The organism is Mycoplasma feriruminatoris (assembly GCF_000327395.2).
Taxonomy (GTDB): domain Bacteria; phylum Bacillota_I; class Bacilli_A; order Mycoplasmatales; family Mycoplasmataceae; genus Mycoplasma; species Mycoplasma feriruminatoris.
The window spans coordinates 292,093-317,141 of the sequence record NZ_CP091032.1 but is presented as its reverse complement, the minus strand read 5'-3'; the positions used below and the strand labels follow the sequence as shown (position 1 = coordinate 317,141).

Below are 25,049 nucleotides of genomic sequence, written 5' to 3'. Positions count from 1 at the left end.
AAAACTGGCAGATTAGTGGTAGATTATCACTAAAAACTGGTAAAAAAAGTTCATTTTTAGAGTTATTCGACTGCTTTTTTTACCGGTTGTGGTAGATTAGTGGTAGAAAAACTAAAACTATTGGTAGAAAATTACTTTATTTCTACTCTACTTTTGTTTTTGTAATGTTTGCTTTTTTAACATCTAAAATATCTTTATTATTTTTAGAACCTTTAAGTAAAAAGTTAGTAATTTCTTTTACATCATAAGAAATATTACTAATTACATACTTATAAATTTCATTTCCCCTATTATAAAAAAATGTTACTTTAGAATTTTCAGAATTAATTTTATATATATTATCTTTAATTAATAATAGCTCATCTCCTCTTTTTTTAAATTCACCTTGATAGCTATAACCTCTTCTATAATCTATTCAATCATCAGAAGTTTCAAATCTATTAAATCCAATTATTTTTAATAATCTTTTATTTCTATTTTTATATTCAACATTATTTATTAAACCTATTTTATAACCAATAAATCCACTTATACTAACTAAAGCTAAACTACTAATCACACTAGTTAAAATTATTTTTCCTTTTAATAACATACTAATGCAATCTCTAAGTTTTACTAATCTTTTAAAACTTTTTCAATTTTAAATCCATTAATTTTGTTTTTAACTGTGTTTAAGTGTTTATTTATTACTAGTTCAGTTGCTTCTAAAATCTTATTAGCTTCTTTTTTAATAGTTTCAGCTGATTTATTAATTTCATTAACTTTAGTATCAATATGTTTTAAAGCATTATCTAATAAGTTATTTTTAAATTCTTCAAATTCATCTAAAATATCTTGTTTTTCTTTAAACATAATTTCTTGTTGTAATCTGTTTAATTTTAAATCTTTATACTTTAATGCAATAGTTTCTAATACACCTAAAAAACTAATAAAATACATAGGTCTTATTACAAACATATCTTTATATTCATTAACTCTATAAATTAAACTATCATTACTATCAGATTCTAATTCACTAACTAATAAAGCATAATCTAAATTCTTTTTATTTCTATCATCATCTAGTTTTTTATAATGATCACTATTTTTCTTTTTATTGTGTGAATTTAATTGTTCTGATTTCATTTCACACATTACACTTAATAATAAATTTTGCTTTTCTTCTTCAGCATAAACTTTAAAAATAAAATCACCTTTAGTTCCTTTTAATTCATCTTCATTTTTAACAATCATGTTATCTTTTATTAAAGTTGATGTTTTAAAAGCAAAAGTTGATGCTTGATTAAATTGATTTAAACAATAGTTTTCTAATTCTTCACCAATTAATTTAATATTTTTAGTTAGTTTTTCTCTTTTAATAAATTCTAAATCTTTTACAAGTTCATTAATTTTATTATCTTTTGTATTTGTTAATTCATTAAGTTCGTTTTTATGTTTTAAGTTTATATTATCTAATTCGTGTTTGTTTTGAGTTAAATTATTTTCTAATTGTTTTATTTGATTTTCTAAATCAGTTTTTTGTTCATTTAATAATTTATTATATTTGTTTTCTAATTGTAATTCTATTAATTGTTTTTGACTATTTAATTGATCTTTTAATGATTTAATATCTGATTCTAATTTAATTTTTTGGCTTATAAGTTGTTCAAAATCTTTTTTATTTTTTTCTAAAAGTTCATTTTTAATTTCTTGTATTTTTTTATCGCTATTAGTCTCTCATATTTTTTTGTTATTGTCTAGATCTTTTTGAAAATCTTTTTTAATATTTTCTAGTTTTTCACTAAGAGACTTGTTAGTAGTTTGAAGTTGTGAAATTAAAATAGTTGATTCTATATTTTTTTGATTATATTCATCTTTTAAATCACTTTTAATCTTTTCTAATTGATTAGTTTTTTCTAACTCTCAGTTGTCTTTTTCTTTTTTTAGTTTTTCTAAATAAATTAAATCTTTTTGTTTATTAATTTGATCAGTAATAATAGATAAATCTATTTGATAAGCATCTGATAAATCTATAATATTTCCTTTATTAGCATCTTCTAATAATTCAATCTTATATTTATCAATAATTCTAAATTTTATATTAGACATAATTCCTCCAATGTTACTTTATAATTTTATCTAATTATTAAAATGAATTTTTAATCACTTAATAAGTAAACTAAATAAAAAAAATTATTTAATAATAACAAATAGTTAAAATTAAATAATTTTAAATTTATGACTTTTATTTATTAAAAATAAGTTAATTTTTCGTTTGTACTTCTAATAATTCATCTTGTTGGGCTCTTTGAAAAAACTTGTGTTCAATTTTTCTACTTCAACTTAATTTTGCTTGATCAATTTTTTCTAATTTTTTAAAAACAAATCAATATGAAAATATCATTAAAACTAGTGAAGCTAATAAACAATTAAATACAAAAGCTCCAACTATTATTCAATTAGCAATTTCTTTATTATTAGTTGATTTATAAACAAAATAAGCAATTACATAAGAAATTGGAATCACAATTATAAATGAAATAAAGTTTTCAAAAGCTGATGAAAATATAGTTTTGTCAACATCATTTGCTCCTTGAAAAGCAAGAAGGGAATTAACAACTAATGACACAGCTATAATTCTTAATGAAATAACTCTAATAAATGTTGCTGTACCTTGTATTTTATCACTATCAACATTTAAAATTCATACTCATATATTATTTGCTGTAAGACTAACAAATACATAAACAATTATTGAATATAATAAAGCAATAATCATTGTTCATAAATAAACTTCTTTACATCTATCAAATTTTCTTAGTGTGTAATTATATGAAAATAAACTTCTTGCTCCATCACTAATTCCAAAAATTGTAATTAAAAATAAAGTTACAATTGGTTGACCTTTTGCTCAGTAGAATTGAAAATATTCAGGCATTGCAAAACTAGAATTTGCAATAAGTAGATTCATAACAAGAAATGAAAAACCTATACCAAATGTTCTTAAAAAACCACCTAAACCAAGTAAAAAGATTGGACCTAGTAATTTTTTATTAAATTTGAACATAAATAAACTTTTAATAGAAAGTCAGGTTTTTTGTTTATGATCTTTAATAACTATATAAATAATGTATGCAAATGTATTAAATACTCAACCAATAACTGTTGCAACAACTCCACCAAGTACACCCATTTTATAAACTATAATAAATAAAGCATCTAAACCAATATTTATAAGATTAGCTACAATAGCACAAAACATTACATATGTGTTATAACCTTCAGAACGAATAAAATATGATAAATAAAGTGTTAATGAATTTAAAATAGTTGCACTAGCATAAATATAAACATATTGTTTTGCTCATTGAACACTTAATTTATGAGCTGCATTATAAAAATCTTGTAATCTTAAAGCATCAACATTTGCACTATTTGCAATGTTTATATCAATTTGAGTAATTCCTGCAATTTTATCTATTAATCCAGATCATATTGCTATAAAAGATAAAAATGAAGAAAAAATTGAAAGCATTATACATACTCAAAACATTGTTGCTCATAAGTTTTTTCCTGTTTTTTCTAATTTTTTACCAATACATTTTGTATAGTAAATTGAAGATCCAACAGGTACTAAATAAACAATCGCATTTGAAAAAATAGTTAATGGAGCAAATGAAGCAGTTGAAATTGAAACAATGGTGTTTGAATTGATCACAGTTAGTTTTGAAGCATTTAATATACTTGCTTGTTGATTATAAGCTTCAAGCATTTCATTATAGCTTTTAAATATATCACTAGTTGTTAAATTATGAAGACTAAGATCTAAATATTTGACTATTTCACTACTAGTATTACCAAAAACATTACTATATTTAGGTACAAATTGCAATATAAAAATTTGATCTATAAAAGAATATAACCCAACCATTAGTGAAGCTAATAAACTAGGAATAGCAACTATTCATATAGCTTTTGAAATAGGTGTTTGGCCAAACAATTTTCTTGCTCTTTGCTGTTTTTCACTAACTATAGCACTCATAAAAAAACCTCCTTTTTTTATGAAAATCAGAAGTAAGCAATTGGATAAAATAAATAAAAGTTCAATTGTTATATTATTAATTATTTCACTTTTTTTAATATCTAGTATGACAAAACTAATAAATAATTTTATATATTGGATATTATTGTTCTTTTATAGTAATTTTTAAATTAAATTAATAAAATAATGATTTTTTTATTTTAAATTGTCTCTTTTATTAAATGTTTTTCAATCATATAAAATAAAATAAGAACACTATTAGGAGATATATTATGGATCAAGACAAAAATAAAATATTAATTAAAAACATTAATAATTGAAAAAGTAAACTATTAGATTTAGGAATGAAAAATAAGTCTTTAAACTTTAATATCAAAACTACTAAAACAATCTCATCTAAAATTAAAATAGTCTATCCTAACTTATTAGATTTTTTAAAAAGTCTTGATACTAGTTCTAAAGAAAGTTATGAAATAAGTAACTATAAAATGCTAAACCTTTATAGTACTGATGCACTAAAAAACCAAACTCTTTTTTCTTCTAATCTAGAAGATATAACTAAAAACAATAGCTTTTATAAAACTAAAATATATACTCAATTTGGATATTATGAAACAAAAGATATACTAGATCTAACTTTAAAAAAGATTTATAAAATTAGTAAAACTTGAAAAGATGAATACTCAATTGATGTTTTATATTTAGCTTTTGGTTTTTTGAAATGATATGAAGCAAATGATTCAAACGAAACTAGATATGCTCCATTATTATTACTACCAGTTGAACTAAAAAAATCTTTAAATACTTGATCTATTCAAATTAAAAAAGCAGAAAACTTTATTCAAAATGAAGCTTTAGTTAAAAAGTTAAAAAATGATTTTGATATTGATGCTGAATTAAATTTAAATAAAGATGATTTAATTAATACTTATAAAAGTTATTCTGAACAAATATTAAATCAAGTTATTGATAAAAGATGAGAGATAATTGATGATGTTTATTTAGCTAATTTTGATTTTTCAAGAATTAATATTTATAAAGATATTGAAGCAAATATTAATAATATTGTTGCAAGTGATTTTTTTAAAGCAATTGTTGATCAAACTAATAATTTAGATAATGATATTTCAGTTGTTAATGAAAATAATTTAGATACTAAATTAAATATTTTAGAACAATATAAAATTCTAGATGCAGATTCATCTCAAGAAATTGCTATACAAAATGCAATTTTAGGAAAAAGCTTTGTTTTACAAGGTCCACCTGGTACTGGTAAATCTCAAACTATTACAAACATTATTACTGAACTAATTTCAAGAGGTAAAAAAATTCTATTTGTTGCTGAAAAAAACGCAGCTTTACAAGTAGTTTATAACAATTTAAAAAAGATTGGATTACAAAAATATGCTATTCCAATTCATGATTCAAAAATTAATAAATCTGAAATTTTAAACGAACTAGTTTCTGATGCAAATAACTCACAGTTTTTTGATTTAGATGATCAAAAACTAGAAAGTTTTGTTTCTAATTATCAACAAATAAAAGATATTTTTAATAACTATAAAGATGTGTTGTTAAAAAAACGTAGTGTTGAGTTTGATAATGTTTATGGTTATATTAATAAATATTATTCATATAAAAATTATTTAGATTTAAACTTTGAAATTAATAATATTTTACAAATTACAAATCAAAACTTTGAACATAACTTAGAACTAATTAATAGATTTTATGAAGCATTTAAAGTAATTGGATTTAATTATAAAAATAGTTTATGATATGGGTTTAATAAAACAAATGTTGACTTTTTAACTAAAAATCAAATCTTTGAAAACTTGTATTTATTTAACAAACAAATTACAAATATTAAAGACTATATTAATCAGCATAATGTTTTAGCAAATACTAATACTATTAATTTAGAATTTATTTTAAAAATTACTTATTTAAAACAAATTATTAATTTATATCAAAACACAAAAACACTTTATAAAAACCAAATATTAGATATTAATGATTTTAAAAATCAATTAGAAATAACTAGCCAATTAGTTGAACTACACTATATTAAAAGTTTATTAATTGATACTTTAAACAACAGTTGAAAAAACTTAGATTTTATTAATAAAGATGACATACAACAAACTATAAATTATGTTAAAACAACTATTAACAAACCTTTAAAAACTTTATCTTTAAAATGAAATAAATACTATAAGTTATTAAAAAATAATTTAAAAGATCATTTAGATATAAAACAAATTGATATTGTTAAAGAACTTGAGTTGTTTTTAGATCTATTTAACACTTATAAACAAGAACAAGATCTAAGTCAAAAGTTAATGTTTAATATAGATATAAAAGATATTAATCAGTTATTAGAAAATAAACAAACATTAGAAAATATTATTAATTTATATTCAAATCAAACTATTAGTAATACGATTTTAAACATTTTAGCTGATCATAATAAAAAAGAACAATTAGCTAATAATATTAATAATTTTTATAATTCATATTTAGACTTTTTAACTTTATTAAATAAAGATAAAACTACTTATTTAAAATATAGTTATTTAGAATTTAAAAATTTAATAGATAATCTTTTAAATAATAAACACCAATTAGATCAATACATTAGTTTTATTTTTTACAAACAAGAACTAGAAAAAGATCTAAGTGATTTTATTAATAAAATTATTGAAAATAAAATTACTACTAACTATAAAGAAATCTTTTTAAAACGTTTTTATAAACTATTAATTCAAAATATTATTGATACTGAATTGCAAAATAAAGATGCTATTTTTATGAATAGTAATTTAGAGTTATTTAGAACTAAAGACAAAGAAATTAGTAATATTGCAAAAGACCGCATCATTATGGTTTTAGATAAAAGAATTAAAGAATCTTTAATTTTTCAAAACACAAACCCTCAATATAATATTTTAAAAAGAGAAGCTTCTAAAAAAAGATTAAGAATGTCATTTAAAACTATTTTTGAAAATGCCTTAGAGTTTATTTTAAATATTAAACCTTGTTTAATGTTATCTCCTTTAACTGTTAGTTATTTATTTAAAGATATTGATTATAAGTTTGATACTGTAATATTTGATGAAGCATCACAAATTAAACCAGAAACTGCTATAAGTTCTTTATTTAGAGCAAAACAAGTAATTATAGTTGGAGATAAAGAACAAATGCCACCAACTAATTTCTTTACTGCTTTAGAAAGTGATGAACTTATAGAACAAACTAATTATGATGAAGATATTTCATCAGGATATGAATCTTTATTAAGTTTAGCTGAAGGTAATTTAAATTCTATTAGATTAAAATGACACTATAGATCTAAATTTGAAGATTTAATTTATACGTCAAATAAATTTATTTATAATGATTTAATTACTTTTCCAAATTCAAAACTTCCAAAAGATTATGAAGGATTAAAATTCATTTATTCTCAATATATAGATCAAAATGATGATTATCACACTATTTTAAAAGCACTAGAAACTTTAAAACAACTAATTTTAACTTATCAAAATAAATACTCAGTTGGAATTGTTGTATTTAATACTGAAGTAGAACAAAAAGCAAATGAGTATTTAGATAAATTCTTAGAACAAAATCCTGATTTATTACCATTTTTTAGTGAAGATGTAAAAGAACCGTTTTTTATTAAAAACATAGAAACTGTTCAAGGTGATGAACGTGACTTTATTATTTTTATAATTAATGGAAAGATTAATAAAGCTGGTAGAGTTAGTGTTATGTTTGGTGAAATTAATAAACAAAATGGTTATAAAAGATTAAATGTTGCAATTTCAAGAGCTAAAAGAGGAATGATTGTTGTATCTAACTTTAAACATAATGAAGTTGATTGATATAAAAGTGATCAAGATGGAATTAAAATGTTAGAAAAATTTATTAAAAACGCTGAGCTTGGTGTTAATAATTTAGAAAATTTAACTACTTTTGATGAACAATCTAAACATTCTTTTGATCAAGAAGTTTATGAACAATTAACTAAAAAGGGATGAAAAGTTAAAAAGCAAGTTGGATCTTCTGGATTTAAAATTGATTTAGCTATAGTTGATCCTAGAGATGAAAACAAATTCTTATTAGCAATTGAATGTGATGGTTCAACTTTTAATTCATCAAAATCATCAAGAGATAGAGATAGATTACGTCAACAAGTACTAGAATCTCGTGGTTGAGCATTTCATAGAATTTGATCAACTGATTGATTTAAAAACCCAAGTTTACAAACTAATTTAATTGAAGAAAAACTAAATAAAATTTTAAATTCAAATAAAGAAAATAAAATTGAAATTAAAGAAACTAAATCTGAAATTAAAGAAGATAAATTTATTAAAAAAACTAATACACAAGCTGAAATTTTTGAAACATACCCAAGTATTGATAAATTAATTAAACAAGTTGGATATTATAGTTTAGGAAATGAATCTGGATTTTTTATAAAAAGAGTCAAAGAATTAGAAGATGCAACTAATTATATAGTTAATCAAACAGGACCAATTTTACTAAATTCAGTTTATAAAATAGTTAGAGATTTAACAAAACAACAAAAAGTTAGTGATACTGTTAAATTAGTAGTTTCTCGTATGATTAATTCAATTGGTATTTTAGATGAAAATCAATTCTTAATTCCTTATGGATGAGAATTTAAATTTAAACAAAGTACAAATAATGATAATAAAAGATCAATTAGTGAAATACACGATAATGAAATTAAACATTTTATTTTAACTGTATTTAAAACTAATAATATGGCAATTAGTACAACTGATTTTACAAAAGAATTAACTTTAAAAACTTATAATAAATCAGTTTTACAATCAAGTATCAATAAAGTTCAACATGTTTTAGATCAAATGATAAAAGATAAAATTATAGTTGAAGAATCTAAAAATGTTTATCGTTTAATTTAGGTGATTTTATGTATTTAACTATTAAACAAACAAGTGAAAAATGAAATATTAGTGAAAATAAAATATTAGAACTAATTAAAACTAATAAATTACTTGGTTATCATTATTAAAGATAATAATTATTTAATTCCAATTGATTTAGATAATCCATTAGATTTAATTAATGTTGATTTATTAGATTTAATTGATCAAAAAATCCAAATTATTAAGTCTTTAAAACCATTAAGTGATGAATTAAAACAAAAGATATTTAATGAGTTTTTAGAAGAATATGTTTATAATACTAATGCTATTGAAAATAGTCCTTTAACTTTAGAACAAACAAAACTAGTTTTAAATAATGATGTAGTTTTAGATAATATTGATTATGAATTTTATTTAGATGCCATTGGAAATAAACAAGCATTTTTATATATGAATGAATTATTAAATGATAATTTAGAAATAGATTTAAAAACTATTAAACATTTACATTATTTTGTTTTACAAAGTAATAAAATGAATGCTGGAATTTTTAGAAAACTACCAGTAAGTATTTTAAATGCTTCTCATCAACCAGTTCAACCTTATTTAATTGAACCTAAATTAGAACAATTATTAGAACAATATTTTAATTCTAGTGATCATATTATTAAAAAGATTGCTAAGTTTCATTTAGAGTTTGAATCAATTCACCCTTTTATTGATGGAAACGGAAGAACAGGTAGACTTTTAATTAATTATCAGTTAATTAAAAATGGTTATTATCCTATTGATATTAAGTTTGTAAATAGAGATTTATATTATCAAGCTTTTGATGATTATCATAAGAAAAATGATCTAACTACTATGACTAATTTAATTGCTAATTACGAGTTATTAAGATTAAATTTTTATATAAGAATTTTAAAAGAAAATAGTTTATAGTTTTAGATATTTTCCTTCATTAACTATTTTTAGTATAATAAAAAAAACAGGTCGGGCTCCTCCGATCGAACTAGACTAGGTAAGTGTACGCACCCTAGTCTTTTTTTATGCAAAATTATCTAAAATTACTCTAAAAAACAACTATTTTTTAACAAAATAAATAATTATTATATATTTTTTTTATGAAAATTAGAATATTTTTTGCAAAAAATTTGAAATTTGTTTTAAAATTTTGTAAAAAATAATTGTATGGCTATAAAGAAAACTAACATTAAAATTACAAGTAAAAATAAAAAAGAACAAAATGATAAAAAGAAAAAGAAAAAATATTTAATTGTGTTGGCCGGTTTATTACTTGGAACTAGCTTAATAACAGCTACTGCTGTTGGTATTAATAAAAACAGAAGAAGAGTAGTTAGAAAGGATGATAGAAATAGAAACACTGTTATTAATTTAGAAAATACAATTAATATTAATTCTCGATTTTTACCAATTTTCTATACTGAAGATAAAACAAATATTTTAAAACACATCAATACTAAGATTAATAAGCAAAAAGCTTATAAAAATATAAAACTTAGTTTAGATGATGTTGACTTAGTATTATTAAAAGATACTAATAGTGTTAAAGTTGTTGCAAAATTAGAACAAAGCAAATATGAAGGACAAATTGAAATCAGATTTGCAAGAACTAATATTGATCAATTATTTAATTCAAAAGATAAATATCTAGGTAAATTTGATAGTGTTGATCACGATCAAATTATTAATAAAATTATCGAATTAAATAAAGATAGTTTAAAAGATATTAATTTTAAAGATCATTTTGAATTAGATATTAAAAATAACATTGTAACAATTAAATCAAAACCTGATTCAGATTTTTATAAGGGACAAATTACAGGTTATAAATTTGAAATTAGAAAAAAACTTGAAGAAGTGATTAACACTAATGAAATTAATAATTATGAGTTTGATCTACAACCAGATGAACAAAAAATTATTGATTTAATTAAAGAAAAAAATCCTGAATTAAAAGACATAGATTTTAAAGACAATTTTAATATCCAAATAACAAAAGATAAGATTATCATTACTCCAAATAATGATAATTATTCAAATAAATTAGAACTAGATTATAAAGTTAAACCAGAACCTGAAAAAAATCAAGATGAAGTTTTAGATAAACAAGATCAAACTGAACTTAAAGAAATTGGTTATTTTAAAAATAATTATGGTCAATGACAAATTAAACCAATTCCAAGTCATGTTAAAAAAGTTCCTTCAAAATTACCTGGTTTTATTACTAATTTAAAAGGTGCATTTCAAAATAATGTTAATAAAGAAATTTTAGGATTAGAACAATGAGATACTTCTAATGTTACAAATATGATTGATATGTTTAAAGATGCAACTAACTTTAATCAGGATATTTCTAATTTTGATACTTCTAGAGTTGTTGATATGGGTAGAATGTTTTCAGGAGCTAGTTCATTTAATCAGGACTTATCTCACTTTAAAACTTCAAGAGTTCAAAATATGGGTGAGTTATTTAAAAATGCCAAAGCATTTAATCAAGACATTTCAAATTGAGATACTTCAAGAGTAACTGATATGAATAGTATGTTTAATGGTGCTAGTTTATTTAATCAGAATTTATCAGAATGAAATGTAAATAGAGTTAGTTATGTAAGAGACTTTAATACTAACTCTCATTCAGAATTTAACAATAAAAAAATCCCTAAAAAATTTGTTAAATAGTTTATAAAAATCATTAGACACTTCCCCCCGCTACCTTAAACACGGACTAAAAATTTTCAATATTATAACAGGATTGTTTTCTGAATTGTACAGGAGACAATCCTTTTAATTTTTCTTTTATTCTTATATTGTTGAACCAATAAATATATTTATGTATTGCTTTAGTTAAATCTTCTATTGAATTGTATTTCTCACCATAATAAATTTCTTGTTTTAATAAACCAAAAAAATTTTCTATAATAGCATTATCTAAGCAATTACCTTTTCTAGACATACTTTGTATTATGTTATTTTCTTCTAGCGTACTTACTCAACTCATGTGCTGATAATGAAATCCTTGATCAGAATGAATTACTAAACCATTTGTATTTTTAACCTTCTTAAGCGCTTTTTTTAGCATTGAATTAGTTAGGTTTAAGTTAGGTCTAGATTGAATTGAATATGAAATAATTTCACTGTTATAAAGATCAATAATTGGTGACAGATATAGTTTTTGACCATTAACTTTAAACTCTGTTACATCAGTACATCAAACTCTGTTTGCTTTTGTTGAAGAAAAATTTCTTTTAAAACATTGTCTGCGATTTTCCCAACAGTTCCTTTATAAGAACTATATCTTCTGTTCTTTGTTCTAAATTTGACACACTGAATACCAAGTTCTTTAGTTAGCCTTAAAATTTTTTTGTGATTCACAATATATCCCATTGATTTTAAGGTCATTTTTAGCCGTCTATAGCCATATCTTTCAAATGATTTGTTGAATATATCAACAATTATATTTTTTAATTCCATATCCTTATCTATTGAATTTTCTAATTTCTTTTTCATTCATAAAAGAGGATTTAGGTAATTTTGCTATTTTTAAAAGAATAGAAACTTTAGCTTTTTTGTGAGTTTTTAGCATTTCTAAAATTACTTTTGTTTTTTCCTTGTTGATTCTTCTTCTGTCAACAAGGTGTTTAACTTTTTTCAGAATTCAACCTCTAATTTGTAGTATTCAACTTCTTCTTCTAATTGTTTTATTCTATCTTCATTATTAGTTGTTATTTTTGTTTTCTTTTTTTTAACTGGTTTTTCTTAGAGTTTTTCATAATTTTTTAGGTCTTCCTATATTATTATTTAACCCTAAAATTCCATTTTCTTTATACTTTTAACTCAACCAGCTATAGTTGATGAATGTATAATATTAAATTTTTTTGCAATTTCCCTGTATGATTCTTTAGTTTTAAGTTTATATAATACTATTTCTTGTTTTGCTTCCAAACTATAATGAGGTTTTGTTTTCTTGTGGGTAAGCGCTTCTATTCCAAACATTTCATATTTGTAAATTCAACCCTTTAAAGTATTAGCCGAGACATTATGCCTGTCTGCCAAATAGGTGCTATTTTTAACATTAAGTCTTTTAGCTTCTTTGACAATTTTTAATTTTTTTTCTAAGCTTCATTTAGCCATATAAAAACCCCACTTCCTGGATTTTTAGTCCGGAATATGGGGTTCGGGGGACTTAAATGTGTCTTTTTTTATGAATAATATTTAAATATTTTCATATTGTTGTTTTTACAAAATTTGTGGTTAAAGTTCGTCTTGATTCTTCCTTACGTTTGAAATGATAAACAATAAAAGAAACTAAAAAACTTCTAAACACATTAGTAGAAAAAAAAGAGACTATAAGTCTCTTTTTAGTTTAATAAATAAAGTCGTTAACGTTAGATTTAAGCACGAAAATCTATAACTCTAATTCAACGTTTAACAAAATAAGTTGATATCTAGATATATACGCTGTGTGATAACTAATCAAGTTGATATCTGCATTTGTTTAGAAAACAACTTGTTATCATATTAAAATTTTTATTTTATATGTGTGATAAATGAGGGCAAATTTATAAATTATTAGACATTATTTTAGATTTCAACGTGTATTTATTAAATTTAAATTATTTAATTAGATCTTCTAGTCCTAAATAACCATAAGGCATAGTTGCTTCACTTGGAGTTCCACTTATAAAACTTCTATTATTAATAGTATCGTTTATTGAAACTGGATCACTTTCAACTTTGCTTACAAAATGAGAGTTATGAATAGTTCCAGTAATTTCACTTGGAGTTCCACTTATAAAACTTCTATTATTAATAGTATCATTTATTGAAACTGGATCACTTTCAACTTTGCTTACAAAATGAGAGTTATGAATAGTTCCAGTAATTTCACTTGGAGTTCCACTTATAAAACTTCTATTATTAATAGTATCGTTTATTGAAACTGGATCACTTTCAACTTTGCTTACAAAATGAGAGTTATGAATAGTTCCAGTAATTTCACTTGGAGTTCCACTTATAAAACTTCTATTATTAATAGTATCGTTTATTGAAACCAATTTAGCCTTTCTGGTAGGTTCATTTATCGGACCCACTGGTTTTGTATGTTTAGTAGGATCATTTTTTGGATCTACTTCATTTTTGTTTTCACTAGATTCAGTGGTTTTATCCATTTTTGTTGAATCATCATGTTTAGTTTTCTTTTCTGCCTTTGGTTCATTAATATTTCCGCACGCAACAACTAGACTAGCTCCACTTGTACTAATCATTAGAGAACCTAATATTGTTAGTAATTTTTTCATATATTACACCTATAAATTAATTAATATTTGTACAGAACTTGCGTTTTTATACGGTATTATTTTACTTATACAAATTGTTGAAAAATCTAATTTACAAAAAAAAAGTGAAAAAACCCAGTATTTTTAACACAATTGCTAACTAACTGCAAAATGTATTTAACTATTAAATGAAGCAATTTTATAAATAATGTTGTTTTTATTAATAAGATTGAGAGTTAAAATTTTTTTTTGATTCTTTTTAACATTTAAGATGGCCAAATAAAAATAATTAAAGAATTTCTAAATTTATCAGTATAAAAAAGAGACTTTTAAAAGTCTCTTTTTTTAGTTTAATAAACAAAATCGTTAATTATTTATATTTATAATTTAATAAGTGTATTATATTTTTTATAAGTTCTATAACTTTTTTTAATTTCTTTTATAACAAATAATGTTATACAATATTAATAAGCAAACATACTATAAAATTAATTAACTAACAGTAATATTTAATAATTAAAATAACTTTAATTTTTTATTTTAATATTTTTTATTTGGAAAGGAAAAAATGTCAAATATCGATAATAAAAAACAACTAGATATATTAGATGAAGAAATAGAAAACCAAATTAGTAGCTTTGATGATGATGGTGATGAATTAAATATCAGTATTGATGAAAAAGAATTTAAACCATATGTATTTAAACAAAAAGAAGTTAAAAGACAATATCAAAAAACTAACATTCCTACAAAAATATTTGCTTTAGGTGGATTAGAAGAAGTTGGAAAAAATACTTATTGTATTGAATATGATAATGAATTAATAATGATTGATGCTGGAGTTAAATTTCCTGAATCAACAATGTTAGGTGTTAGTGCTGTTATTCCTGATTATTCTTATTTGATTGAAAATCAAGAAAAAATTAAAGCTTTATTTATTACTCATGGTCATGAAGATCATATTGGTGGAATTCAATATCTAGTTCAACAAGTAAATATTCCTGTGATTTATGCTCCAAAATTAGCTGCAATGTTAATTAGAGATAGATTAAAAGAATATAAAATAGAAGATAAAACTATTGTTAAAGAATATGATGCTGATGATGTATGAAAAACTAAAAACTTTAAAGTTAGTTATGCTGCTTTAAACCATTCCATTCCCGATGCATTTGGTATTTTAGTTCAAACTCCTAATGGTAATATTTTTTCAACTGGAGATTATAAATTTGACTGATCTCCATTAGGTCATTTTGCTGAACTTACTAAATTAGCTTCAATGGGAGAAAATGGAGTTGAATTATTAATGGCAGATTCAACTAATAGTGAAGTTGAAGGATATACACAAGGTGAAAAAAGCATTATTTCAAATATTGATAAATTATTTTTACAAGCTAAAGGAAGAATTTTTCTAACTACTTTTGCTTCAAATGTTCACAGAATTCAACATATTATTGAAACTGCTCATAAATATAATAGAAAGATCGTAATTCTAGGTAGATCATTTGAAAGAATAATTAAAATTATTCGTCAAATTGGGCATTTAAAAATAAGTGAAAAAGAATTTATTAAATCAACTGATATTGATAAATATAAACCAGAAGAATTAATGATTTTAACAACAGGTAGTCAAGGTGAACCAATGGCTGCTTTATCAAGAATTGCAAATAATAAACACTTATCAATTAATATTATTCCAGGAGATACTGTTGTATTTTCATCTTCACCAATTCCAGGAAATAGAGCAGATGTTGAAAAACTAGTTAACAAACTAACTAGAGTTGGAGCTAAAGTAATTGAAAATACTTCAGATAATAAAATCCATACTTCAGGTCACGCTAGTCAAGAAGAACAAAAACTATTATTTAGTTTAATTAGACCAAAATACTTTATGCCAATGCATGGTGAATATCGTATGTTAAAAAAACACGTCGAAACTGGTGAAAGTGTTAATTTAGAAAAAGGTAATGGTTTTATTATGGCTAATGGTGATGTTTTAGAACTATTACAAGGTAAAGCTAAAATTGGAAAACGTGTTGAAGCTGATGCAGTTTATGTTGATGGAAAAGATATGACTGGAAAAGCAAGTAATGTAATTAGAGAAAGAGAAATTCTTTCAAAAGATGGATTAATTGCAGTTGTAATTTCACTAGATTCACAAACTAATAGATTAATAGCTCAACCAAGAATTATTTCTCGTGGTAGTTTTTATGTAAAAGATGCTGGATCAATTATTAGTGATTCAATTCAAATTATTACTAATGCTGTTAATGAAGTTTTAACTTCTAATAAACCAACTTTTGCTGCTATTAAAAAAGCAATTAAATCTTCTTTAAGTCCATACATATTTAAAGTAAAAAGAAGAAATCCGTTAATTATTCCTGTGATTTTAAATAAAAAGACTCAACAGTAGAACAATTTTATAAATTTGTTATACTTAGACAATTGATATATAATATTTTTTGTATCAAAAGGAGAACAAAAGTGAAAAATTATAATTCGCCTATTTATGCTTCAGCAAGAAGACAAATAGTTATCTTTCAGTGAGTTGGAACAATTTTTGCTGTAATCGGAATGCTTATATCTCTTTATTTTTTAAGCAAAATCAATATTAGAGAATTAGAACCTTCAAAACAAGTTTTACTATCAATTGGTTATGCAAGTATGGGATATATGTTTTGAAAAACTATTATTTCAGCAGCAATTATTTTAAGATTTGTTAAAAAAAGTCAAGATGAAGAACTTGTTGCAAATAGATATATTCTAGCATGTTTAAGTTTAAATTTAGGGGGATTTTTAACTCCTTGAGTTTTAACTAGTTTACCAAATGAAACTACTTATTCAACTATTAAACCTAAATGATTCTTATCAAGATCATTTGCTATTATTACAACAATTGGATCAGCTATCTTTTTAGCTATATTATTCTGACAATTAAGAATACTTAATTCAAATATGAATACTTGATTTGATCAATCAAAAGATTGATATTGAATTTTAGTTGGATTAGTTATTGGTAATGGTGTTTTACTAGTAGTTGGACTATTAGCATTTGCTTTATTTTTTAATAAAAACTCAAAAGAAAGATTTGAAGGAAATACTTTTACTAGCTTTTTAATGAAAGCTATTGCTGTATTTTATTTAGTAATCGTGACTGTTGAATTAATAATATTAATGATTTATTCAATATTAAGATTAATAGGAAATATTTTAAATACAGCTGCTAGAGTATTAAATGCAGATAATGCTATTATTGGATTTTTATACTTATTATGAGGGTTATTAACTATCTTTTTCCAAATCTATTATGTAATATTTTTAACAATAATGATTGGTCAAACAATCAAAGGTATTTGAAGAAAAGATGGAATTATAACTATTAAGGTATATGACAAAATTAAAGAAAAAGAAGCAAAATACAATTTAAAATAAAACCTTAATTAACCCTGAACAAAAGTTCAGGGTTTTTTATTTTTAATAAAACATTTTTAGATAGTGTTTTATTTTTTGTTTTTTTAAAATATAAAATAAAAATAAGGGTATTTTATAGAAAGGAAATTGAATGGAAAGTAGCGAATTTATTTTTGAACCTCTTAAAGAATATGACAAATACCAAGAAAAAAACACAAACATTATTAAAGAATATTTTGATAATTTAATAACAACTTCAAAAGTTGATGTTGAACAAAATAAAGAACAAGTTATAAAAATTAATAAAAAACAAGCTGAAATAAATAGTTCTAATTCAAGTTTAAAAAAACTTAAATTTTGATTTATTACTAATATAGTTTTAATTTGTTTAACAGGTGTATTAGGTGCATCATTTATTTATTCTTTAGTTACATCTAAAGATTACCAATGATATGAAGTATTAACTTGTGTTATTGTTCTTATTTTATTTATAGTATTTATATTAGTTCAATTCTTAGTAATTAATAAAAAGAAAAAACAAGCTAATGATTTAAAATATAAACAACAAAAAGAACTAGATGAACTAATTAAAATAGGATTTGAACAAACTAAAGCTTTAAGAGAATTAATTAAAATTGGAACTAAAAACAAACTTTTAACTCAAACAATGCCTTTTATTCATTTAAATAGACATTTAGGAGTAAATAAAATAAATAAACTAGTTGAAGAATATGGTTTTTTAAATAGTTCATCTGATGAAAATAAAACAACAGTTTATGTAAAATCAGGAACCATTAATGATAATTATTTCTTACTAACTAATGATTATAAATATGAAGTTGTTAGAAAAACTTATACTGGTTCTTTAACAATTAGTTGAACTGAATCTTATACTGATAGTAATGGAAACAGAAGAACAGTTACAAAAACTCAAGTCTTAACAGCTAGTGTAGTCAAACCTTTTGTTGAGTTTTCTCATCTTTCAAAAATTCGTTTTTCAACTGAATTAGCACCAAACTTAGAATTTTATAGAAAACCTCAAAACATCGATAGACTAAATGAAAAAGACAAAAATAAACTAATTAAAAATGTTGAAAAAGAACTAAAAAAATATAGTGAAAAAAATCTGAACTTTACTCCTTTATCAAATACTAAATTCGAATCATTTTGATCTTGTTTTGATAGAAATAATGAAAGAGAATTTAGATTATTATTCACTCCATTAGCTCAACAAAATTTAGTTGAATTAGTTCAAGATCGTAATAAGAGTTTTGGTGATAATTATCATATGTTAAAAGTTAATAAGTGAATTGTTTTTACAACTGATAAATTAAATGAAATCAACTTTTATGATCACGAAGATCAATATGAACATTATAGTATTGAACATATACAAAATCATTTTTATAGTATAAATAAAAATTACTTTAAAACAATGTATTGATCATTAGCTCCATACTTTTCAATACCATCACTTGCTCAAATCAATCCAGGATATATAGATAAGACTGAAACTAAACTAGCTCTTAGTGATTATGAACATGAAGTATGTGCTAATTTTTTACCACCAAAATTATTAGACCATCCAAATATTAAAACAAATTCAATTATAAAAACCCAATTAGTTGCTAATAGAGATGATATTGATTATGTTAGAGCAACTTCAATTGGATTTGATATTGTACCAAGAGTTGATTATATTCCAGTTTGAGGAGGAGATGGAAGATATCATGATGTTCCAGTTCCTTGAGATGAATATATAAGATATGATAAAGTAACTGATTTAAAAATTAAAATCTTTAACCATTTACCAATTGATAATGAATTATGAGATCAAGAAGTAAATGCTAAATATAATGAAAATGATATTTTAACAGAATATGGTGCTGTTGAAATAATAGAATAAGGACATATAAAAATGGCAAATCAACTAGATGAAATGAATGACCCTATTTTAGAACAAGGAAGACAAGTAAATGTTATTAATAAAAAAATCTTAATAACTGTTGGAAAAGGTTCATTGTTTTTTGAAATACTTTTATGAGTATTAGGAATTATTCCTGGAATTGTTTTTACATTTATGAAAATTAAAGCTAAAAACTACTTAGCTCAATTAGAACAAAAACTACAACACAACGCTTCACAAATTGACAACTATATAGAACAAAAATTTTTCGTTATGAAAAATTTAGCTTCATTAGTATCTAAATCTGTTGACTTAGATAAAGATGTTATGAAAACAGTTGCAGCTTATAGAGCTGGAATTAATTTAAATGATGAAAACAGAACTGATGTTGCTGCTCAATTAGATACAACTATTAGAGGATTAAATTTACAAATTGAAAACTATCCAGATTTACAAGCTCATGAATCAATCAGACAAGCATTACAACAAAACTTATATTTACAAAAAGAAATAACTGCAGCTAGAGATATTTATAATGATACAGTGTTTCAATGAAATCGTTCAATAAATGAATGACCTACAAAAATGATAGTTGCTGCTAAAATGCAATACACAACTAGAATTCCTTTTGCAACAAGTAGTGAAATTAAAGAACTAGCAAATCAAGACTTTTTTAAATAATAACTAATTTATAAGCAAATAAAAACTCACTTGTGAATTCATAAGTGAGTTTTTTGTATCTATTAAATTATTATTAAAATTATTTTTCTTGAATTGCAGAAATACCTAGTAATTCTTTTCCTTCCATAAATTCTAGTGAAGCTCCTCCACCAGTTGAAATTCATGAAAAGTCATCTTTAAATCCCATATTAATTGCAGCTGAAGCACTATCTCCACCACCAATTAAAGTAAATGCTCCTTTTTTAGTTTGTTCTGCAATTGCTTGACATACTGCTCTTGTACCTTTTTCAAAGTTTTTAAATTCAAATACTCCAACAGGTCCATTTCAAACAATAGTTTTAGCATCTTTAATTACATTTTTATATAATTCAATTGTTTTTGGTCCAGCATCTAAACCATCTCATTCATCTGGAATATTACCTTCAAAAATAGTTGGTGTTACATCAGCAAATTCTTTTGAACAAGCAGTATCAACTGGAACTACAATTTTATCTTTACCAATTTCTAAATAATGTTTAGCTAAATCAATTTTGTCTTCTTCTAATAATGATTTACCAATGTTACGACCTAGTGCTTTTAAGAATGTATAACTCATTCCTCCACCAATTAATAGTTTGTCAACTTTTGGTAATAAGTTTTCAATAACTCCAATTTTATCTGAAACTTTAGCTCCACCTAAAATAGCAACAAATGGTTTTTTAGGTTCATTAACTGCTTGAGATAACATTTTTAATTCTTGTTCAACTAAAAATCCAATAGCTGAAACCTTAATATTTGAAGCAATTCCAACATTTGAAGCATGAGCTCTATGTGCAGTTCCAAAAGCATCATTTACAAATACTTCTCCTAAACTAGCTCAATATTTACCTAATTCAGGATTGTTTTTTGATTCGTATTTAACAACTTCATCTTCTAATACATCTTCAAATCTTGTATTTTCAACTAAAACTATTTCTTTAGGTTGTAATGAACTTATAGCTTGTTCTAGTTCTAATCCTCTAGTTTTATTAACAAATTTAACTGGTTTATTTAAAACTTCTTCTAATCTTTTAGCAACAGGAGCTAATGATTTTTTTAATTTATCTTCTTTTGATTTAATTCTTGATAAGTGTGAAAATAACACGATTTTAGCATCATTTTCTATTAAGTAATTTATAGTAGGAAGAGCTGCAATTATACGATTATCATCAGTAATAACTCCAGATTGAATTGGTACATTAAAATCAACACGAACTAGTACAGTTTTATTTTTAACATCTATGTCTTTTAATGTTTTTTTATTATTGTAATTCATATTTTCTCCTTTTATAGTAGTTAATAATTATTCTACTATATTTAAATAAATTCACAATTAAAAACAAAATCTAAACCCGTTGTAAAACATAACAAAAAGTTTAGATTTTAATATTTTTATAATGACATAAAGTAAACTGTAGTTCTTACTAATTGTGAAACGTATGAACTTTCATTATCATATCATAAGCAAACTTTAACTAATTGTTTTCCATCAACGTCCATAACTTTTGTTAAAGTAGCATCAAAGATAGATCCAAATTTAGATCCGATAATATCTGATGAAACAATAGGTTTAGTTTCATATTTCATTGCTAAAGCTAAATCAGCATCAGTTTCTAATGCTTTTTTAACTGCGTTATTAATTTGTTCGATTGTTAATCCTTGAGTTTCAAATTCAACAGTTAAATCAGTAATTGATCCAGTAATAGTTGGAACACGTAATGCATATCCATCTAATTTACCTTTTAAATGAGGTAATACTAAACTAACTGCTTTTGCAGCTCCAGTAGTTGAAGGAACAATGTTTCAAGCAGCAGCTCTTCCTCTACGTACATCTTTATGATTTAAGTCTAATAATCTTTGGTCATTAGTTACAGCATGAACTGTAGTCATGAATCCTTTTTTAATAGTAAATGCGTCATCTAAAGCTTTTGTAAATGGTGTTAAACAGTTAGTTGTACATGATGCTCCAGAAATAATTGTATCTTCACTAGTTAATGATTTGTGGTTAACTCCATAAACGATAGTTTTTAAATCACCAGTAGCTGGAGCTGAAATAACAACTTTTTTAGCTCCTGCTTTAATATGTGCTGAAGCTTTTTCTTTATCAGTGTAAAATCCAGTTGATTCAACAACTAAATCAACTTTTAATTCACCTCATGGTAAATTAGTGGCATCTTTTTCAGCAAATACTTTAACTTCTTTTCCTTTAACTAAAATTGAGTTATCAGTGTATGAAATTTCACCTTCACAAAAAATTCCTTGAGCTGTATCGAATTCTAATAAATAAGCTAATGTTTTAGTGTCTGTTAAGTCATTAATTGCAACAATATCAACACCTTTTTCAAATAAGCGTCTAAATGTTAATCGACCAATTCTACCAAATCCATTAATTGCAACTTTTTTTGACATATTAGTTACCTTTCTTTTGTTTTGTTTAATTCATTCATATAAAAAAATTATAACATTTTAAATTATACAAATAAATTTCTGAAATATTTATAAAATAAAAGGATTTTAATTAGTTCTTCTTTTGTTTATTCCAGTAAAATTTATCTCTTTTACTAAGGCTTTTATTCTTGAAATTAAACGATCAATTTTAATTTTTTCTAATTCAAAAACATCTTTTGAAGTTAAAAAATTATTATATTGTCTTGTAAATTGTAAGTTTTTTTCTAATAAATCAATAGAAAAATTAGAAGTAAAAAAAGTAGGTTTTTTGTTTTCTAGTCGATAATTTAATACTTCAAATAAAAAATCATCTCTAGCTCATAAACTTAGATTTTCTCCACCAATATCATCTAAAAACAAAAAGTCAACGTTTTTAATTTTTTTTAATAACTCTGATGAATTAATTTCATTTGAATTAAAAGATTCTTTTAATTTATCTATTAAAGATCTTAGTGTTGAAAAAATTACAGTTTTATTTTTACTAGCTAATGTATTTGCTAAAACTTTAAACATATAAGTTTTTCCAATTCCAGAATTACCATATAAATAAATACCTTTTTTATAACCTTTTTGAATAGCTTTTAAAATATTACTTAATAAAGTCTTTCTAAAATTCTTTTCATTTTGATCTAATAAATTAAAAGATAAATTATTTAATTGATTATTAAAATATTCATCATAAGTTAAATGAAATGAATTAATGTCAAAATCACTAAATCAATAATTTTTTTTAATTATAAAAAGCTTTTCTGTTTGTTTTCCATGAATACATAAAACGTTTTTTAAATAAAACTGATGATCTTTAAAAACTAAATCTACTTGATAATTTTTAACAACTTGATTGCATTCTTTATCTAAACTACATTCTTTATAGTTTAATAAAAACTCATCTAAAATATTTTGATTATCTAGTAAAACTTGATCAGTAATTATGTCATTTGAATTTAACGATTCATCAATTAGTTTTTTAATTTTAACATTGTTTTTATAATCATCTAGTTTCATAAATACTTTCTATACTAAACACTTTAACTCTTCTTCACTAAACTCAAAAATAGATTCAGTTTGTAAATTAAAATCATTAGAATCAAATATTATTTGGTTATTAGTTAAAGTTTTAGATTGAATATTTTTTAAAAATTGCATTACTTTAAAAGTAGTGTTAATGTTTTTTTCAAATAAAGTTTTTGCAATTTTAGCTATGTAATTTACAATAATTTGTCCATTATTTTTTTTATAAGAAAAATCAATTAAACAATTAATTATTCCATTAGATAAACAATAATTTTGTTTAATATTTTCAAATACACTAGTATATGAAGTTAAATCAATATCATATTTTTGTTTACTATATTCAGATCAATTAGTTTGATTAATTAAATCAATTAGTTCTTGATTTTTATTAGTTTGTTTTTTAGTTATTAAACTAAATAATAAGCTTTTAAATTTATTTAGATCAATGTTTTTATTAGTAAAGTTATATGAATTAATAATTAAATTAATGATTTGATCTTCATCAAGTTTTTTAACAGTTAATAAATCATATAAACTTTTTAAACTAGTTTCATCAACAAAATCTAAATCAATATTTTGTTTTTTTAAACTAGTAATTAAATAATCAGTATTAACAAATTCTTTTAGTTTTTCAAAATAACTAATTTCTTTATTAGTTTCAAATTCAAAAACATTTGAATCACTAATTATAGTTTGATCATAAATATCTACTAAATCAACAACTATTTCTTGATATTGGCTAGTGTTTATTTTATTATCATTAATTAACATAAATCTAGTGATTTCATAATCATTAGCTTCTAATTTATTTAATAACAAATTATTTAAATATTTATGATTAAAAAAATCATAACTTTTTAAAGGAGCTAAAATTTCAAATTTAATTAAACTATAATCACTTTTTTTAACATAAACTTTTATTAATTTAAAAGCATTTAATAGATCTAGTGTTTTAACTAGTTCTTTGTAAGTAAAATTAGTGATGTTTAGTAATCTTTTAGATTCTAAAGCTTCTTCTTTTAAAATATTACTAATTTTTACTTCTTGAATTAAAGTTAAATACAAACTAATAGCTTGAGCACTAATAAGAGGTTGATATAAACAAGTTAGAGATTTATATTGTTCTTGATCTAGTTCAAAATTTAAGCTAACAGAATAAGAAAAATTCCTACTCAACATATCTTTAACCTCTTTTCTATAACTTATAATATCTAAGTTTATATTCTTTTTTAAAAGAAAAAAGCAATTATTTTTAATTGGTAATTAATTGCTTGTTAGAAGTTAAAAATAGTAGTTTTAAATAGTAGTTATCTATATCTTTTCCACTTATCCAC

At 22.8% G+C, this 25,049-nt stretch carries 15 protein-coding genes and 1 pseudogene; 7 read left to right on the top strand and 9 right to left on the bottom strand.

Annotated elements, in window-relative coordinates; all coding sequences use genetic code 4:
• Positions 1 to 142 precede the first annotated feature (142 nt).
• The 3 genes from D500_RS01450 to D500_RS01440 form a co-directional block, all read right to left on the bottom strand.
• Positions 143 to 592, bottom strand: coding sequence for a hypothetical protein (locus D500_RS01450; protein WP_008363302.1), 450 nt, complete (start codon positions 590 to 592; stop codon positions 143 to 145).
• Between the two features lie 23 nt (positions 593 to 615).
• A complete protein-coding gene (locus D500_RS01445; RefSeq protein ID WP_008363300.1) occupies positions 616 to 2,088 on the bottom strand; it encodes a DUF2130 domain-containing protein in 1,473 nt (490 codons plus the stop codon).
• A gap of 154 nt (positions 2,089 to 2,242) precedes the next feature.
• The gene (locus D500_RS01440; protein WP_008363299.1) at positions 2,243 to 4,021 is read right to left on the bottom strand and encodes an MATE family efflux transporter; all 1,779 of its coding nucleotides are present in this window, start codon (positions 4,019 to 4,021) and stop codon (positions 2,243 to 2,245) included.
• 272 nt (positions 4,022 to 4,293) lie between these two features.
• On the opposite strand from D500_RS01440, the gene D500_RS01435 reads away from it, so the two are divergent.
• The 3 genes from D500_RS01435 to D500_RS01425 all read left to right on the top strand — a co-directional run bounded on the left by D500_RS01435 (position 4,294) and on the right by D500_RS01425 (position 11,643).
• The gene (locus D500_RS01435; RefSeq protein ID WP_008363296.1) at positions 4,294 to 8,976 is read left to right on the top strand and encodes a DUF4011 domain-containing protein; all 4,683 of its coding nucleotides are present in this window, start codon (positions 4,294 to 4,296) and stop codon (positions 8,974 to 8,976) included.
• 93 nt (positions 8,977 to 9,069) lie between these two features.
• The gene (locus D500_RS01430; RefSeq protein WP_008363293.1) at positions 9,070 to 9,882 is read left to right on the top strand and encodes a Fic family protein; all 813 of its coding nucleotides are present in this window, start codon (positions 9,070 to 9,072) and stop codon (positions 9,880 to 9,882) included.
• A 249-nt stretch (positions 9,883 to 10,131) separates the two neighbouring features.
• On the top strand, positions 10,132 to 11,643 hold the full coding sequence (locus D500_RS01425) for a BspA family leucine-rich repeat surface protein (RefSeq protein WP_008363291.1): 1,512 nt from the start codon (positions 10,132 to 10,134) through the stop codon (positions 11,641 to 11,643).
• Positions 11,644 to 11,689: 46 nt separating this feature from the next.
• On the opposite strand, the pseudogene D500_RS01420 reads toward D500_RS01425, so the two are convergent.
• Together D500_RS01420 and D500_RS01415 are read right to left on the bottom strand one after the other, a co-directional pair.
• Positions 11,690 to 13,095: pseudogene (locus D500_RS01420) on the bottom strand (IS3 family transposase).
• A 482-nt stretch (positions 13,096 to 13,577) separates the two neighbouring features.
• Positions 13,578 to 14,261 carry a lipoprotein gene (locus D500_RS01415; protein ID WP_239759464.1) on the bottom strand — a complete coding sequence of 228 codons (684 nt, stop codon included), beginning with the start codon at positions 14,259 to 14,261 and terminating at the stop codon, positions 13,578 to 13,580.
• Positions 14,262 to 14,808: 547 nt separating this feature from the next.
• On the opposite strand from D500_RS01415, the gene D500_RS01410 reads away from it, so the two are divergent.
• The 4 genes from D500_RS01410 to D500_RS01395 all read left to right on the top strand — a co-directional run bounded on the left by D500_RS01410 (position 14,809) and on the right by D500_RS01395 (position 20,235).
• Positions 14,809 to 16,650, top strand: coding sequence for a ribonuclease J (locus D500_RS01410; RefSeq protein WP_008364133.1), 1,842 nt, complete (start codon positions 14,809 to 14,811; stop codon positions 16,648 to 16,650).
• A 71-nt stretch (positions 16,651 to 16,721) separates the two neighbouring features.
• A complete protein-coding gene (locus D500_RS01405; RefSeq protein WP_008364135.1) occupies positions 16,722 to 17,669 on the top strand; it encodes a hypothetical protein in 948 nt (315 codons plus the stop codon).
• Between the two features lie 130 nt (positions 17,670 to 17,799).
• Complete coding sequence (locus D500_RS01400) at positions 17,800 to 19,554, top strand: MAG1210 family protein (RefSeq protein WP_008364137.1); 1,755 nt, start codon at positions 17,800 to 17,802, stop codon at positions 19,552 to 19,554.
• 12 nt (positions 19,555 to 19,566) lie between these two features.
• On the top strand, positions 19,567 to 20,235 hold the full coding sequence (locus D500_RS01395; RefSeq protein WP_008364139.1) for a LemA family protein: 669 nt from the start codon (positions 19,567 to 19,569) through the stop codon (positions 20,233 to 20,235).
• A gap of 79 nt (positions 20,236 to 20,314) precedes the next feature.
• Here the strand turns inward: D500_RS01395 and D500_RS01390 are convergent, their stop codons facing one another.
• From D500_RS01390 to D500_RS01375, 4 genes are all read right to left on the bottom strand, one after another.
• Positions 20,315 to 21,529 (bottom strand): phosphoglycerate kinase, encoded by a 1,215-nt coding sequence (locus tag D500_RS01390; protein ID WP_008364140.1) that lies wholly within the window; start codon positions 21,527 to 21,529, stop codon positions 20,315 to 20,317.
• Between the two features lie 116 nt (positions 21,530 to 21,645).
• Complete coding sequence (gene gap, locus D500_RS01385; RefSeq protein WP_008364141.1) at positions 21,646 to 22,662, bottom strand: type I glyceraldehyde-3-phosphate dehydrogenase; 1,017 nt, start codon at positions 22,660 to 22,662, stop codon at positions 21,646 to 21,648.
• Between the two features lie 105 nt (positions 22,663 to 22,767).
• Positions 22,768 to 23,706, bottom strand: a complete 939-nt coding sequence (locus tag D500_RS01380; RefSeq protein WP_008364142.1) for an ATP-binding protein — start codon at positions 23,704 to 23,706, stop codon at positions 22,768 to 22,770.
• Positions 23,707 to 23,715: 9 nt separating this feature from the next.
• Positions 23,716 to 24,894: a DnaD domain protein gene (locus D500_RS01375; protein ID WP_008364143.1), complete on the bottom strand. Its 1,179-nt coding sequence runs from the start codon at positions 24,892 to 24,894 to the stop codon at positions 23,716 to 23,718.
• Between the last annotated feature and the right edge of the window lie 155 nt (positions 24,895 to 25,049).